This window comes from Parapedobacter sp. GCM10030251, assembly GCF_042666505.1.
In the GTDB taxonomy this organism is placed as follows: Bacteria; Bacteroidota; Bacteroidia; order Sphingobacteriales; family Sphingobacteriaceae; genus Parapedobacter.
Window position 1 is genome coordinate 142,161 of sequence record NZ_JBHTDN010000004.1, and the last position, 15,125, is coordinate 157,285.

10 protein-coding genes are annotated in these 15,125 nt (G+C 50.0%); 6 read left to right on the top strand and 4 right to left on the bottom strand.

Translation table 11 applies throughout. From position 1 onward, the window contains the following. Positions 1–6 precede the first annotated feature (6 nt). The 6 genes from ACFQRK_RS12870 (at position 7) to ACFQRK_RS12895 (ending at position 10,054) form a co-directional block, all read left to right on the top strand. Positions 7–903 (top strand): phytanoyl-CoA dioxygenase family protein, encoded by an 897-nt coding sequence (locus tag ACFQRK_RS12870; protein WP_379007250.1) that lies wholly within the window; start codon positions 7–9, stop codon positions 901–903. A 12-nt stretch (positions 904–915) separates the two neighbouring features. Next, positions 916–3,033, top strand: coding sequence for a PQQ-binding-like beta-propeller repeat protein (locus ACFQRK_RS12875; protein WP_379007252.1), 2,118 nt, complete (start codon positions 916–918; stop codon positions 3,031–3,033). 26 nt (positions 3,034–3,059) lie between these two features. After that, entirely contained in the window at positions 3,060–3,992 is a 933-nt protein-coding gene (locus tag ACFQRK_RS12880) for a sugar phosphate isomerase/epimerase family protein (protein ID WP_379007254.1), read from the top strand. Positions 3,993–4,050: 58 nt separating this feature from the next. Further along, complete coding sequence (locus ACFQRK_RS12885; RefSeq protein ID WP_379007257.1) at positions 4,051–4,977, top strand: sugar phosphate isomerase/epimerase family protein; 927 nt, start codon at positions 4,051–4,053, stop codon at positions 4,975–4,977. A 181-nt stretch (positions 4,978–5,158) separates the two neighbouring features. Beyond that, the gene (locus ACFQRK_RS12890; RefSeq protein WP_379007260.1) at positions 5,159–8,248 is read left to right on the top strand and encodes a SusC/RagA family TonB-linked outer membrane protein; all 3,090 of its coding nucleotides are present in this window, start codon (positions 5,159–5,161) and stop codon (positions 8,246–8,248) included. 9 nt (positions 8,249–8,257) lie between these two features. Continuing rightward, the gene (locus ACFQRK_RS12895) at positions 8,258–10,054 is read left to right on the top strand and encodes a RagB/SusD family nutrient uptake outer membrane protein (RefSeq protein WP_379007263.1); all 1,797 of its coding nucleotides are present in this window, start codon (positions 8,258–8,260) and stop codon (positions 10,052–10,054) included. A gap of 130 nt (positions 10,055–10,184) precedes the next feature. Here the strand turns inward: ACFQRK_RS12895 and ACFQRK_RS12900 are convergent, their stop codons facing one another. The 4 genes from ACFQRK_RS12900 to ACFQRK_RS12915 are packed head-to-tail and all read right to left on the bottom strand — an operon-like array spanning position 10,185 to position 15,107. Next, a complete protein-coding gene (locus ACFQRK_RS12900) occupies positions 10,185–11,342 on the bottom strand; it encodes an SGNH/GDSL hydrolase family protein (protein ID WP_379007265.1) in 1,158 nt (385 codons plus the stop codon). 3 nt (positions 11,343–11,345) lie between these two features. After that, positions 11,346–12,329 carry a hypothetical protein gene (locus ACFQRK_RS12905; protein WP_379007267.1) on the bottom strand — a complete coding sequence of 328 codons (984 nt, stop codon included), beginning with the start codon at positions 12,327–12,329 and terminating at the stop codon, positions 11,346–11,348. A gap of 10 nt (positions 12,330–12,339) precedes the next feature. Further along, a complete protein-coding gene (locus tag ACFQRK_RS12910) occupies positions 12,340–13,296 on the bottom strand; it encodes an IPT/TIG domain-containing protein (protein ID WP_379007269.1) in 957 nt (318 codons plus the stop codon). A gap of 53 nt (positions 13,297–13,349) precedes the next feature. Next, positions 13,350–15,107 (bottom strand): RagB/SusD family nutrient uptake outer membrane protein, encoded by a 1,758-nt coding sequence (locus ACFQRK_RS12915; RefSeq protein WP_379007271.1) that lies wholly within the window; start codon positions 15,105–15,107, stop codon positions 13,350–13,352. Positions 15,108–15,125: the final 18 nt, after the last annotated feature.

Sequence of the window (15,125 nt, forward strand, 5' to 3'; positions counted from 1 at the left end):
AGATATATGAAAACATCACTTAAAGACCAATTCCTTTCCGAAGGATATGTTATTATCGACGTGCTTACCGATTTGGAAATCAACCAGTTTAGGGTTCTTATGGACCAGTTGTTAAACCCTGAAGTGAAAGCAGCGGACACGAAGAAGCACAGCGCATCGTTTCAGCACCTGGGCGATGACCTGGCAGAATTCGGTCGGGAGGCACGGCAATACTATTTTCACCTGCTAACCAAAGAAGGTACTGCACCCATTCTTCACGCGTTTCACCATCCGGTTATCTTGAAAGCGGTTGAGGAAATCATCGGCCCTGATCTCATCATCAACAATGCGTCGATATTGGCCGCTAACGAAGGAACCTCCTATTCGCTGGGATGGCACCGCGATGTGATACAGATCCCCGAGGATGAAATAGCCGATTGGTTGTTCTCGAAAGAACGCTTCCATAACAGCGTGCAAATAAACTTACCGCTGGTCGAAGAGAACTCGTTATGGGTAGTGCCGAGGAGCCATAATCGTCCCAATACACCCGAGGAAAACGAGGCGTTTGCAGGCTCAAAACATTACGCCCCGATCGGTGCAGAAATGCCGGGAGGAATTCCGGTTTCTCTCAAAGCAGGACAAGCAGTTCTCTACAATAATAACTTAATTCATCGAGGGTATACGGAAACCATGAAAGTCCCGCGGCGGACGCTGCACATGGGCTACCACAGCGCGGCTTACCCGCCTACCTGGCATTTTTACCTATTGAATGAACAGTTGCTTACGCCCTATTATATCGAAACCCTTAGCCCTACCATGCAACGCATGATTAAAGAATACCTGGCCTGCAGAAAAAAGTATCCCCATATGGCTGACACGTGGAGATGGGATTACAATTTCCCGCATAAACCGATACACAATTGATTTTTCGATCACATGCGATTCATCCTATTCGTTGGTATTTCGGCATTGGGGGTATGGGGTTGCCAACCGCCCGATACCTTTTCGGAATCTGATTGGGCCTATCCCGGTGGCAGCGCGGGTCAGACCAAATATTCGTCATTGGGACAAATCAACAGGTCCAATGTTGCCGATCTGGAGGTGGCATGGGTATTTAATTCCGGAGTAACTTCCGGAAATGTTCAGATGAATCCACTGATCGTGGATGGCAACGTCTATGTTACTACCCCACTTCAGGAAGTTATAGCCATTGACGGTGCCACAGGAGAGCAAATTTGGCGATTCAATCCCGCAAGGGAAGGCGAACAATTCGGGGGAATCAACCGCGGAATTTCCTTTTGGCGTAAGAAAAATGAGCGTGAGCGTATCTTTTTTACGAGTGGAGGTTTTCTCAATGCTATATACGCACAAGACGGATCACCCGTGCTTGAATTTGGCGATCGGGGCCGAATTTCGTTGAACGATGGTTTGGTGAAACCACCTGAAAAAATGGGAATTACCGCTCCCGGGGCCCCGGTGACGGTTGGCGACCTCGTGATTGTAGGCGCCATGACGTGGGCTTCCCCGGCGAACGTAAGTGCTTTCAACGTGTATACGGGTGAGCGCGTATGGATTTTCCACACCATTCCGCAGCCCGGCGAATACGGATATGAAAGCTGGGGGAATGCGGATTTTTGGAAGACAGGCGCAGGGGTAAACGTTTGGGGCGGCTTAAGTGTAGATCCGGAAAATGGGCTGGTTTATTTCGCGACCGGCCAACCCAAAGATGATTTTTACCGGCCCAATAACGAAGGCGAGCACTTGTTTGGTAATTCGATTGTCGCGCTTGATGCGAAAACAGGTGAAAGGCGATGGCACTATCAGGCGATACATCACGATCTATGGGATTTGGATCTGCCCTGTGCTCCCATTCTGACTACGCTCAGGAAAAACGGAAGGGAAATTCCCGGTGTCGTGCAGCTGACCAAGACCGGAAACCTGTTAATGTTCAATAGGGTAACCGGCGAGTTGCTATCGGAAGTGGAGGAACGTCCTGTTCCTCCGAGTACCTTGCCCGGACAGTACGCCTATCCTACGCAGCCCTTTGTCAAATGGCCGGAACCGTTTTCTAAACAGGTCGTCGTTGCCGACGACTTAACCCGTATCAGTGAAAAGGCGCATGCTTACGCGTTGGAGCGGTTTAAGAGTGCGGATGTGGGTTGGTTTATTCCTCCTTCCACCAAGGGCGTGATCTATTACGGCATACATGGCGGAGCGGAATGGGGCGGCGGATCCTATGATCCCGTCGACAATGTGATGTACGTTAATTCCAATGAACTAGCTTGGCACATCACTATGCGGGATATTAACGCGACGGACCCATTGGCGTCCTCGAAAGACCGACAAGAACATGCTGGCCGCAATGTCTACCTCGTCAGCGGATGTGTCAACTGTCATGCAGCCGACCGTAAAGGACGGGGTGGGATACCTAAGTTGGAAGATCTTTCGGAAACGTATACGAAGCAGGACATTGTCGACATCATAAAAAAAGGCAAGGGCGCCATGCCACCGTTTGCGCACCTGCCCGAAGACGACGTGCAACTGATCGCCTCCTATCTGCTGGATATCGAAACGGCGAGTAAGGGTGAAAATGAGTCGGCCCGTAAGCCGTATTATCGCGCCATAGATTATACGAAATTTCTGGATGAGGAAGGATATCCGGCAACTGCCCCGCCTTGGGGTACCTTAAATGCTATTGACCTAGGATCCGGTAAGATAAAATGGAAAGTTCCCCTGGGTGAGTATCCAGAGTTGACGGCCAAGGGTATTCCCATCACCGGTACCGAGAACTTCGGCGGTAGTATGGTTACCGCTGGTGGGTTGGTGTTTGTGGGGGCTACCCGCGATGAGCGCTTCCGGGCATTTGATAAGGACACGGGGGAAATCCTGTGGGAAACAAAACTGCCATTCGGTGGCTATGCAGTACCGAGTACGTATCGTGCAGGTGGTAAGCAATACGTGATTATCCCGGCAACCGGCGGCGGCAAGCTGGGTACGGCCACCGGCGATGCGTATGTGGCTTTTGCCCTATCGGATAGTTTGTTAACAAGATAACTGCGGTGATGCGATATTTTACGAAGATGAATGCAATAATTTTCACCAGGTATGGATTACTAATCGGAACGGTGCTGATGCTGGTTGTTGGAAGGGTAGATGGCCAGGCGCCCAACAACAAAGCGTTTTCCCGGGAGCACTTGGTAGCTTGGTGCATTGTTCCCTTCGACGCCAAACAACGCACTCCGAAAGACCGAGCAGCGATGTTGGCAAACCTCGGTATAACCAAATTGGCATACGATTGGCGTGACGAGTATATCCCAACCTTTGACGAAGAATGGGAAGCGCTTCAACAGCACGGAATTGATCTTTTTGCGTTTTGGCTGCCGTCGAATGTCGATCCTGCCAACGAACCACATATTCAGCAAGTGTTCGCTTTTTTGGAGCGGAATCATATTAAAACCCAACTTTGGTATCTGCCGGGCTGGTTTGCGGGGTATGAGAACCTGGTTGAAGGTTTTTCAGAAATGTCGAGACAGGAGCAAATCGCCACAATTTCGGAACCTATTCGTTACGTAGCGGAGCGAGCCAGGAAATTGGGTTGTAGCGTCGGATTGTATAATCACGGAGGGTGGTTTGGCGAGCCGGAAAATCAAATCGCGGTTATCCAACATTTGGGACTGGACAACGTGGGAATGGTGTATAACTTTCAGCATGGAAGGCATCACCTAGCGCGGTTTTCAGAATTTTATCCGAAGATGAAACCCTATCTTTCTTGTATAAATGTGGTGGGGCTCGCCAGCGGCGACGAGGTAAAAGTTGTCCCGTTGGGTACGGGTGATATGGAATATAGGCTGCTGCAACAAATTGTCAACAGCGGGTACGACGGTCCGATGAGTATCCAGAATCACCGATCGGACAGAGACGCCGAGGAAGCGTTAATTTCCGAACGGAAGGGATTGCATAAGATACTTAGGGCGTTAAGCCATCTTCCGGGCAATCGTGGAAAAGGAAGATGAATTACGAAGCACATATGCATTGCTTATCAAATAAACTAACTAACATATAAGAACAATTATGAAACCAAAAAGAAAGGGTAAACCGCAAACAACCTGGTTTTTTATTTTGGCTGTCTTGGCCACGACCTCACTGGCCGGATTTAAGGTGCCAAACGACCATCCGGTTAAAAAAAATGTATTTGCAAAACAGAATCTTGCCGCATGGTGCATCGTGCCCTTTGACGCCAAGCACCGGGGGCCGGAAGAACGGGCAAAAATGTTGGCAGACCTTGGCATAACGAAGCTGGCGTACGATTGGCGCGAAGAACATATCCCAACGTTTGATGACGAGCTACGTGCGCTCAATAAGTATGGAATTAAATTGGAAGCATTTTGGATGATGTCAGGCAACGATCCAGAAAGTGATCCCTATATCCGGCAGATTTTCGATTTCATAGCACGTAATCGAGTCACCCCCCAGATTTGGCTGTTGATGGGCGAATGGGATGGTTTTGGTGAACTCAGCCAGCAGGATAAAGTGTCGGCCATGCGCAAGCCCATAGCCTATATAGCGGCACGGGCCGCCGAGCTTGGGTGCCAGGTGGCATTGTATAACCACGGCGGTTGGTTTGGTGAGCCGGAAAACCAACTTGAGATTATTAAAGAAGTGGATCTTGAGAATGTTGGCATGGTTTATAACTTCCATCATGCCCGGTTACACCACGCACGTTTTTCTGAATTTTTCCCCAAAATATTGCCACACCTGTTTGCGCTTAACATCGCGGGGTTAAAGACCGGTGTTACCGACCGGTTTTTTAGAACCGGACAGGGTGACGTTGAGCAAGAGATGATTCGTCAGGTTTGGAAGAGTAAATACCGTGGAACAATCGGGATCATCAATCACGATGCGAATGAAGATGCCAAACAGGGGCTGAGCGATGAGATGAATGGGCTGAAGAAAATCCTGGCTGAAATCGGAAATAAGCGTGCACTAGCGACGTACTGACCGCCGGAACACTCCCTAAATATCTTCGTGAACGTAGGAGCATTGTATCCGTCACTGTGAAATAGTGAACGTTGACTTTAGTATGCATGCGAGAGGACTCCAATCGTTGACCTCCCGTCTTTACGTTCTGAGGAATACGCGAGCAACCAATTAGTTAATAAAAACCAAAAATAATTATGAAATGATGAAAACCAAGAAATTCAAATTTAGCGCTAAGCCCCGTCGGTTAGGTCGGATGTGGCTGCTGTTATTGCTTGTTTTATCGCTTTCGACAGCTGCGCATGCGCAGCATGTACTGACCGGATTGGTGGTTGATGGGAACGGCGAACCTTTGGCTAATGCCAGTGTGGTCATAAAGGGAAGCGATCGCAGTATATTAACCGATGTCGATGGCAAATTCGTATTGGAAATTGCCCGCCCCACAGATACGTTATTGATCAGCTATGTCGGCTATTATCCACTAGAGGTTTTAGCCGGGACGGACCGTGAGCGGAAATTTTCCATGATCATCGATGAAGAACAGGCGAAACTGGACGAGGTAACGGTGGTGGGTTTTGGTACGCAAAAGAAAATATCAGTAACCGGGGCAATTTCAACGGTCGCCGTGCGGGAGCTGGCGAAAACGAGCACACCGTCGCTCTCGAATGCGTTAGGCGGTAGGTTACCCGGCATCATGACGAGGCAATCGAGCGCTGAACCTGGATCAGATCAAGCACAAATATATATCCGGGGGATGGGTACGTGGGGAAATCGGGCACCCATGGTATTAATCGATGGTGTGGAGCGTAGTCTAGACAATGTCAATGTGCAGGAAATCGAAACTTTTTCAGTTTTAAAGGATGCTTCGGCGACCGCCGTCTATGGAGTCCGGGGAGCGAACGGAGTCATCGTCATCACCACAAAGAAAGGTGTTATGGGGCGGCCGAAGGTTTCTTTTCGTTCTGAGTCGGCCCTTCTTCAACCCATCCGGCTACCGGATTACATCAATGCCGTGGAGTACGCAAGTTTAATGAACGAAGGACTGGAACATGTGGGGCAGCGGCCGAGGTGGACGGACGAACAGATCGAGCGGTTCGGTAACGGTAGCGCTCCTTATCTATATCCCGATGTGAATTGGACTGAAGAGATCATGCGCAAGCATACTTATCAAACCATTAACAACCTCAATGTAAATGGGGGAGGCGAAATCGTCAGGTACTATGCTAATGCAGGCTATACGGATCAAAATGGTATTTGGAAGAACGATCCGGCGAATGCTTACAAAACAAATGTGCGCATGCGGCGGTACAATCTTCGATCCAATGTAGATGTCAATGTAAGTAAAGATCTTGTATTGGAATTAGGCATTGCCGGCATTATCCAACAAGGCGATTTTCCGGCTACAGGATCCGACGCCTTGCTGGACGCAATCCGGGTGACGCCGCCGATTGCTTACAGCGCTAGGAATCCCGACGGAAGTCCGGGCGGTACACCTACGCTCATCGGAAATAATCCGTGGGGGCTAGCCACGCAGTCAGGCTATTCCGTACATATGCACAGCAACGTACAGGGAACCTTGTCTGCCAAATGGGATATGTCTTCTTTGGTAACTCCCGGACTTTCGGTCAGCGGACGGTTTTCGTACGACCATCATTACTCAGGGGGGATCAACCGGCATAAGTCTTTTGAAGTGAAATATTACACGGGGGAAGACGAGGAAACCGGAGAACCGCGATATACCGTCTTGCGGGAAGAACAGCCCATGAACTATTGGCTTTGGAACAATTCAAACCGGGCCATTTATTCAGAGGCTATTGTCAACTACGAAAAGGCATTGGGACAACATAATTTGTCCGGAATGGTTCTTTACAACCAGCGGGATTACATCAACATCACGGCTGGATCGTCCATCGATGGGCTTCCTTTCCGGCGGCAAGGCATTGCTGCGCGGGCGACCTATGGATACCGAAACACGTATTTCGCTGAGTTTAATATGGGCTACAACGGGTCGGAAAACTTTCCAAAGGGGCAACGGTTTGGCTTCTTTCCGTCGATTTCCGGCGGTTGGTTACTTTCAAATGAGTCGTTCATGGAAAACGTCGATTTTGTGAATTCGATGAAAATCCGGGGCTCGTATGGGCAGGTCGGCAACGACCAGATCGGCGGTCGCCGGTTCCTTTACCTTACTTCGATGAATGCACGTACGGCACAAGGCTATCTCTTTGGGGATCAGCAGACCCTTTGGCCGGGGATCGACGAAATGCAAATTGGCACCAACAACGTCACCTGGGAAGTTTCCACCAAGTCAAACGTTGGCTTTGATGTGAGCTTCCTGAACAGTATGATAACCCTGCAAGTCGATGCGTTTCACGAACGGCGGGAAGGTATTCTCATCCAGCGTCGTACGATCCCGAATATGGCCGGTTTTAACCCCGGATCCATTCCTTATGGAAACATCGGCATCGCTACCAACAAGGGGATTGAGGGGATGCTGGAACTGAAGCGTGTCAATAACAATGGCCTTTACTATTCATTCATGGGCAATTTCACGTTTGCCAGGAGCCGGGTTGAGGAAAATGACGAGCCCGTTCAGCGATGGGCTTATCAATCGGCAAAAGGCCATCCCATTGATCAGCCCTTCGGGTTAATCGCCCTTGGATTTTTTGAAAGTGAGGAAGAAATTGCACATAGCCCTAAGCAAATGTTTCAGGACGTGGTAAGGCCTGGTGATATCAAATATAAAGACGTTAATGAGGACGGCGTCATTGATAATTTTGATGCCGTGGCGATCGGTTACTCCCGTACTCCGGAAGTCATGTATGGATTTGGAGGAACCGTTGCCTATAAAAGCGTGGATGTAAGTTTGTTTTTCAATGGAGCCGCGCGCACCAGTCTTTATCTAAACGGCCCCAGCATTATGCCGTTTATGAAAGGGCAAGGTTCATATAACATTCTTCGGGAATTTTATGATCACCGTTGGACGCCGGATCGTATGGATAACGCAAAGTATCCGGCGGCAACGGATGATATCAATCCGAACAACTACCGGTTTAGCACTACCTATCAGCGGGACGCAAGTTATATCCGATTACGTAATGCGGAAATCGGGTATACGTTTCCCACATCATTCAGTCACCGCATCGGCATTGAGCAGCTTCGGCTATTCGTCAATGGGATGAACCTGATCACGTGGGACGACGTAAAGGTGATCGATCCCGAGTCAAATAATGGAATCGGGAGCTACCCACTGCAGCGGAGCATAAATTTTGGTATTCACGTAAATTTTAATTAGGGACAAATCATGGAAAGAAAATCTATAAAGTGGGTGGTTTTAACCCTTTTGATATCCACGATAGCAGCCTCGTGCGAAAAGGGTTTTTTAGATAAAGCACCCGACGAAGACTTGACGATAGACGATGTGTTTGCAGAGCGGCAATACGCGGAGCGCTTTTTAACCGCTACGTATAACTATCTCCCTACCGAGATTGATTTTGCGGAGATACCCGGCAGAAATCCGTTTGTGGGAGCGTCTGATGATATGGAGATGTCGTGGCTGAACCGGTTTTCACACCGGATGAACGGGGGCACGTGGGGGCCAAACGATGTACCCGGCAATGAGCATTGGTCGATACCTTATCAAGCACTTAGGCGACTGAACCTCTTCACCGAGAACATCACGCGCACCCCGATGGATGAACAGGTAAAACGAACTTGGATCGGCGAGGCGGAGTTTTTGAAAGGTTTTTTTCATTTCCTGTTAGTCAGGCTCTATGGACCTGTGCCGATTGTTGACCATTCATTCCAACCCAATGATGATTTCTCTCTATTAAAGCGAAATACGCTGCCCGAGTGCATCAATTATATCGTGAGCAGATGTGACGATGCCGCGTCGCTTCTCCCCATGACGGTGCCCGCGGCAAGCAAGGGCAGGGTTACCGGTGCAGCCGCCTTGGCTCTGAAATCGCGGGTATTGCTTTACGCAGCAAGCCCATTGTTCAATGGCAACCCGGACTACGCGGACTTTGTGGATTCCGAAGGCGTCAAGCTGTTTTCCTCTTACGATGGGCAACTTTGGCAACGGGCCGCCGACGCCGCAAAGGAAAGCATTGAGCGCTCCGAAGCGGCCGGTTACCGGCTTTACCGGTCGTCCACCAACGATCCCGTCCAAAATTACCAGCAGGTTTTCACCGAGCGGCACAACCAAGAGATTCTCTTTGCCCGCAATCTGGGCGTCCACAGTTGGCAGGAGATGGGGGGAGCACCCAATAGCGAAGGTGGATGGAGCGGTTTGTGTCCGCTGCAGCGGTTGGTTGATGCGTACGAAATGGCCGATGGGACAACCCCGATAACCGGTTACGAAGCTAATGGTCAACCCCTAATCAATACATCTTCAGGCTATCAGGAAACCGGTTATGCTGCCGAGGCACATCCAGCCGGATATTACCCTGCGGGAGTACGGAACATGTATGTCAACCGGGAACCCCGGTTTTATGCTACCGTAAACTACAACGGCGCCATGTGGCGGGGCAGGCAATTGGAGTTTTGGAATTCTGGTGCGGAAGGGAAGTCTAAGGGAGGGACCGAGTTGTACTCGGTAACGGGGTACCTGCTCAGGAAGTTTATGGATGAGAATAATGTCAACATCCGCGAAGGTCGCTTCGTATTAAAAACATGGGTGTATTTTAGGCTCGCCGAGCAATACCTTAACTATGCGGAGGCACTTAATGAGGCACAAGGCCCCGTTGAGGCCGTGTACGCCCATGTAAACGCGGTTCGGGACCGGTCGGGATTGCCAGGCCTCCCATCGGGTTTATCTAAAGATGAAATGCGGGCGAAAATACGCCATGAGCGCCGCATCGAGCTTTCTTTTGAGACCCATCGTTATTTTGACACGCGTCGGTGGTTAATCGCGGAAGAAACCAATAAGATTGATTTATATGGAATGAATATCCACGTTGGAAACTCATTGAAAGACGACGGGTTTTATCAGCGTACTTACCAGAAATCGCGGGTTTTTGAGAAGAAGCATTATTTGTGGCCAATCGATCAAAATACGATTAACGTAAGCCCGTTGGTTGTTCAAAACCCTTTTTGGTAGATGGATTCTTTGCATTGGAGGAGCGGAAACCCGGTTGAGCAGCAATCGGTTTCCGTTCTTCTTTATTGTTTCGTAACGATTAGCCGAGCGGATGCTGGTTTTATCTCAAGGCCGTTGCCTATAGCAAGCGTTAGGGGCTATTTTCAATGAGCAGGGCCGCCAGGACGTGTGCATACCAACGCGATAGATAATCATTCGGATGATTGATGTTATTGCCCGTCATGTCTTGATACGATTTGTGGGTTAGTAGCCATTTATGCCAGTACGTCATGTCCGCGATGGCCACTCCGTTGCACTCCAATCCCCGCAAGGCCGGCCGATACGCTTCCTGCAGGTTGTTATGAATAGCCTTTGGGTTGGCCAGCATGGGTGTAACTACGATAAACTCACAGGTTGACCGCTGGTTCCGTACCGCCTCGATCATCGTCTGGATCTGTTTGGCAAACTCTTCGGCGGCGACACCAAACGTGCCGTCGTTCATGCCAAAGCCGATTACGACCAAATCCGGGTGTTCCGACATGACAAGGTCCATCTGCGTTAGTCCCCACGATGCCGTTTTTCCACCTACCGACAAATTTTTGTACGATACAGGCGCGTCAAAATACCGCCGGAGCTGCCAGACAAAAAGTTCTCCCCAATTCGGCATAAATGGCGGAACATGTTGGAACCCGCTGCTGTTTGCTCCGGTTTCAATACTGTTCCCCAAAAAAACAACATGCAGTTTTTGGTGTTTGGCAAGTTTGCCGGCCGTAAGGGGCAGCCGACGCGTTGCAGACAGGTGCTTTGCCGGTTTGCCACTGCGCCGATCCGGTATGTACGTGACGGCAAGTTGTTTCGAGCGCAAAAGCTCGCCCTCACTGAAGAGCACATAAGTGCCGGGCGCAGAACCAGGCTGCGAAATTCCTTCCCGTGCCTCGCCGTAAACAAGTTCATGGCTGCTGAAATACGGTATGCGCGACGAGTCGGTAAGCACAATCCGTTGGCCTTCCCATATCCAATCCTTTCCCTGTTCATATTCGGTGCCCAGATAGGTATCGCGGACGGACAATACAGACTTCACCGGAAACAAGAGGCCTCCGTTCGGTGCGGCATGTCCGTCTTTTATGGGCATCAACAACTCATTGTAAATCGTATCGGCCGTTAAGAACGGTTGCATATACTGGTCGAGATTGATATAGGCAGGCCAATGCTTATCCAGCGTATCGATGGTTTGCGCCAATGCCTGCCGGTTTCCGCCACACAGCGTCAGGGCCAATACCCCGTTTACAATGAGTTGTTTTGCCAACATTTGTTAGTTCTTTTTAGTAACCGCCAATAAGTCAAATCCGTTAAACTCGAAGCCGACATCAAACGTGCCGGGCACCTCCCAGCCCAGGTTCATTCCCGAGATGCGGAAATCCTCGAAAAAAGACCCGGTTAGGTATCCCCGTTCTTTTGCCAGTTTCAAGGCGTCGACAATGAGCGGATAGATGTCTTTTTCAATGGTGATCCAATCTCCCGACTGAAAAGACCCCTCCATGAAATCGGTGCTTCCCGCACTGTAAATGAATTTCCCGGTAGCATCGCCCTTCCCGACATCTTGGGCGGCATATACCGGGATGTGCTCATAGCGATAGTCGTAGAAAGGGATTCCGAACCACAGGTAGTCGCCATAATAGGCCGAATTGGGGTTCAGGTCCTGCACCGTGATAAATAGTTGAAATTGGGCGGTATGCAATCCGGTATTATAGTCGTTTTCGTCCATCTTCATTTCCGCTTTGGTTAGTCGGCCTTTAAATTTCAGCAACAGGCCTTCCAGATCTTTGACGTAAGGTTTCTCTGTAAAAGATTGCTCGATGAGTAAATGCGGCCACGCCTGGTTTTGCTGCCGGGGCGCTTCGTACTCGGCCGAGGCATAGACATCCATTGCTACCTCTATGTTCGCGCCATCCTTTTTAAAAGCGATGGCTTTTCCGTCGTTGGTATATGTGACCCTGCCATCGCTCGCCGTTTCTTTATCTGCTTCTTCAAGTTCATATTTGGTCCCCCATTCGGCCATTTCCCATATTGATGCGTCGGTTGAAGTTCCAAAAGGGTAAATACTTCCCGGTGCTGGAGCTTCGGCCCGTTTGCGGATCAACCCTCGTTCAAATAACCGGTCTTCCAGAATGGATAAGGTGTCGTATTCGTTTGTCTGTTCCGTAGGCTTCTCTACGTCGCCGCTCGCGGCACACGACGAAGTTAAACAAGCGCCCGCAATTGCCAGGCAACCAATGAACGTCTTTATTTCAATCATGATTAATCAATTATAGTAATTCTAAATGGAAATTATCAAATGTAATGGCGACGGGATTGGCTAGGCCAAAGTAATAGAATCCCGGCGCTCCGCCAAGGTAAGGATTGGGATCTTCGACGGTTTGTTCGAAAAGTATACCGTTTGTATCTGCATTGGTGACTTTAATCCGGAAGATGCCAACCTGCGAGGATGTGATTGCCACGTGATACGGCGTGTTCGGTGCAAATCCCTCAAATGTCTGATTCACCAGGATGTTTGCCCAGTCGCCAAGCCCGTTGCCTCCAGTCTTTAGGAATTGCAGCATGTTGTTGGTCGTGCGTAGCAGGTAAAAGCGCTTGTTATCGTTCTGCGCGTTGAAAATGATGCCGGCAAACGACTCAGGAGAGCTGCTCATCTCGGCCGTCAGCTCAAAATAACTGCCATCGCCTACTTTCATGTCCAGCTCAGCATCCCGGTAGAGCATATACGACTCCAACCCACCCGCTTGGCTGAAAAGCCGGTTTCCGTCCAATGCAAATGTGCCATTGATAATCTGCCAGTTCGAGCCAATAGGGTTAGGTATCGTTTCCGAACTTACCGCAGGTACGTCGGGCCGGTCAAAGTTATCTTCAAATATTTTTGATCGCACCAATGAAAGATTTCGTTTGTTTGAAATCTTACCGCGGCTGCGTACCGATACTCCGATGATATTTCCCTCCAATACAGGTACAATAACACGGATTAACGTATCCGAAACGGATACGGTTTCGACGACCGACTGCCCGAATTTGACTTCATTTTCCGTGGCATCGTTTGAGAAATTAAGGCCTACGATCGACAGCGTATCGCCTTCTGCCGCATTGGCAGGTTCCAAAGCGATGATACGTGGGATCGGTGCCGTGTTCACCGGCGTAGATTCCTGTTTGCTACAACCACTCAGCAACAAAGCTGTAGCACCTATAAATAGATTGAGAGCGTGCGTTTTCATTAGAAAATAAGTTGTTCATGAATTTTTCCGTTGTTGTCTTCTATTCAATGAGGCTATTCCCATCCCGGGTTTTGCTCCCAAAGGGGCATGAGCGTCAGTTCACTTAAGGGAATGGGGAAGATCAAGTGATTGTCTGTCCACGATTTCCGCCTTCCGGTTACGATGCGTTTTCCTGTGAAACGGTCGCCGGTTTTGGTCCATTCCATACCGGTTGTCAGTTTATCGGTGCTGCTTAGTATTTCCCAGCGGCGGACATCCCAGAAGCGATGTTCTTCGAACGCCAACTCAACGCGCCGTTCGCGGCGGATCCGTTCGCGCATCTGTTCCTTGTTTAGACCCTTGGGAAGCCCTGGCATACCGGCGCGGTCCCGGACGGCGTCAATGGCATCGTATACCGCTTCGGTGGGGCCATACGCTTCATTTGCAGCCTCCGCATAGTTTAAGTACAGTTCACCCAGCCGGTATTTTTTGAAGCGTGCCGTTCCCGTATTCGGGTCCAATTGGGCGGGATCGCGAAACTTTCGCAGGTAATATCCGTTGCCCGTACGTTGCATGATGTTGGAAATTCCATCGGCACCACCGAGGTACGACTGGATGTAATATGGCCGGCCATTGATCTCGCCGTAGTAGGCGTTGTTGTACCATACGGTTGCATAGAATCGCGGGTCGCGGCCTTCATAGGGGTTTGCCTCGTCATATCCAGACGCCGTATTGATGATGGGGTAGAGGTGGTCTTCGTCGTAGTAACCCAAAATGGCGGGTTCACCGTTCGCCATGTCGTAGGCATCTACCAGTTCCTGGGATGGGCTCGCCCCGGCCTTATCTCCTCCAAGTGTGGGGATGGCGTGCATGCGGAACATCAGATGGCTGAACTCATGAGCACGGTACGGCTTGATTTCAAAAATAGTTTCCTTATCGGCGGGATTGGCGCTGATGTCCGTGCGACTATTGAAGTATGCTTCATAGTCCGGGTGGAGGATGTAGTTGTTGGCAAGCAACTCCTCCAACGAATTTTTGGCTGCTTCTGCGGCATCTACCCATCGCGCCTGGTCATCGGACTCGTTCCAAAGCGGGCTTGCCGCAAACAATAAGGCTTGGGACCGTATCGCGTGAGCGACAGCCTTCGTGAACCGCCCGCGTTCGGGTTCGGCGGTAATGCGATACGGCAGGTGGCGTTCCAGGATGGCTTCGTCGCAATTCTGTTTGATAAACGCAACACATTCCTGAAAAGATTGCCGCGGCAGCGATTCAAACTGAAAATCCCCACCAAAAGGCCGATCGACGACCGGCATGCCGCCATACATTTTTATCAGTTCCAGATAGAAAAAGGCCCGCAGAACCTTGACCTCTGCAACCAGGCGGGCTTTTACCTGTGGGTTGGCAAACGGTGTGCCGCTGATGTTCGCCAGAAAAACATTGGCTTGCCGGATACCGGCCCAGTTTTTCCGATAGTAGTTGCCATTTGATTCCGTATTGGCGGTTCCGGTTGAAAACTGGATGTCCAGCGGATTCCAATTAGGGCGTAATTCACCGTTGTACCACCGAGAAGGGGCGCGGGCCATATCCTGTGGAAAGTCATTGTCATGTGCCTCATCGGAGAAGCCCGCGAGCAGGGTAAAATAATCGTAGGCCGTGCCATAGGGGTTAATGTTGTCATAAATGGTATTAACATACTCAGCGGCCATCATTTCATCGGCAAAGATTTGTTCCAAGGTTAGGCGCCCGTCAGGCATGATATCCAGCGGATCTTTTTGGCAACCCGTTGCGACCCATATCAGAAGAGCAAGTGGTATATAGATTAACTTTTTCATGTTTCTTATCTCAAACTA

Bases quoted from the DNA above. Each gene is read 5' to 3' on its own strand.
- ACFQRK_RS12895 (WP_379007263.1), top strand. From the start codon at position 8,258: ATGGAAAGAAAATCTATAAAGTGGGTGGTTTTAACCCTTTTGATATCC.
- ACFQRK_RS12910 (WP_379007269.1), bottom strand. From the start codon at position 13,296: ATGAAAACGCACGCTCTCAATCTATTTATAGGTGCTACAGCTTTGTTG.
- ACFQRK_RS12880 (WP_379007254.1), top strand. From the start codon at position 3,060: ATGAATGCAATAATTTTCACCAGGTATGGATTACTAATCGGAACGGTG.
- ACFQRK_RS12885 (WP_379007257.1), top strand. From the start codon at position 4,051: ATGAAACCAAAAAGAAAGGGTAAACCGCAAACAACCTGGTTTTTTATT.
- ACFQRK_RS12900 (WP_379007265.1), bottom strand. From the start codon at position 11,342: ATGTTGGCAAAACAACTCATTGTAAACGGGGTATTGGCCCTGACGCTG.
- ACFQRK_RS12870 (WP_379007250.1), top strand. From the start codon at position 7: ATGAAAACATCACTTAAAGACCAATTCCTTTCCGAAGGATATGTTATT.
- ACFQRK_RS12890 (WP_379007260.1), top strand. From the start codon at position 5,159: ATGATGAAAACCAAGAAATTCAAATTTAGCGCTAAGCCCCGTCGGTTA.
- ACFQRK_RS12915 (WP_379007271.1), bottom strand. From the start codon at position 15,107: ATGAAAAAGTTAATCTATATACCACTTGCTCTTCTGATATGGGTCGCA.
- ACFQRK_RS12875 (WP_379007252.1), top strand. From the start codon at position 916: ATGCGATTCATCCTATTCGTTGGTATTTCGGCATTGGGGGTATGGGGT.
- ACFQRK_RS12905 (WP_379007267.1), bottom strand. From the start codon at position 12,329: ATGATTGAAATAAAGACGTTCATTGGTTGCCTGGCAATTGCGGGCGCT.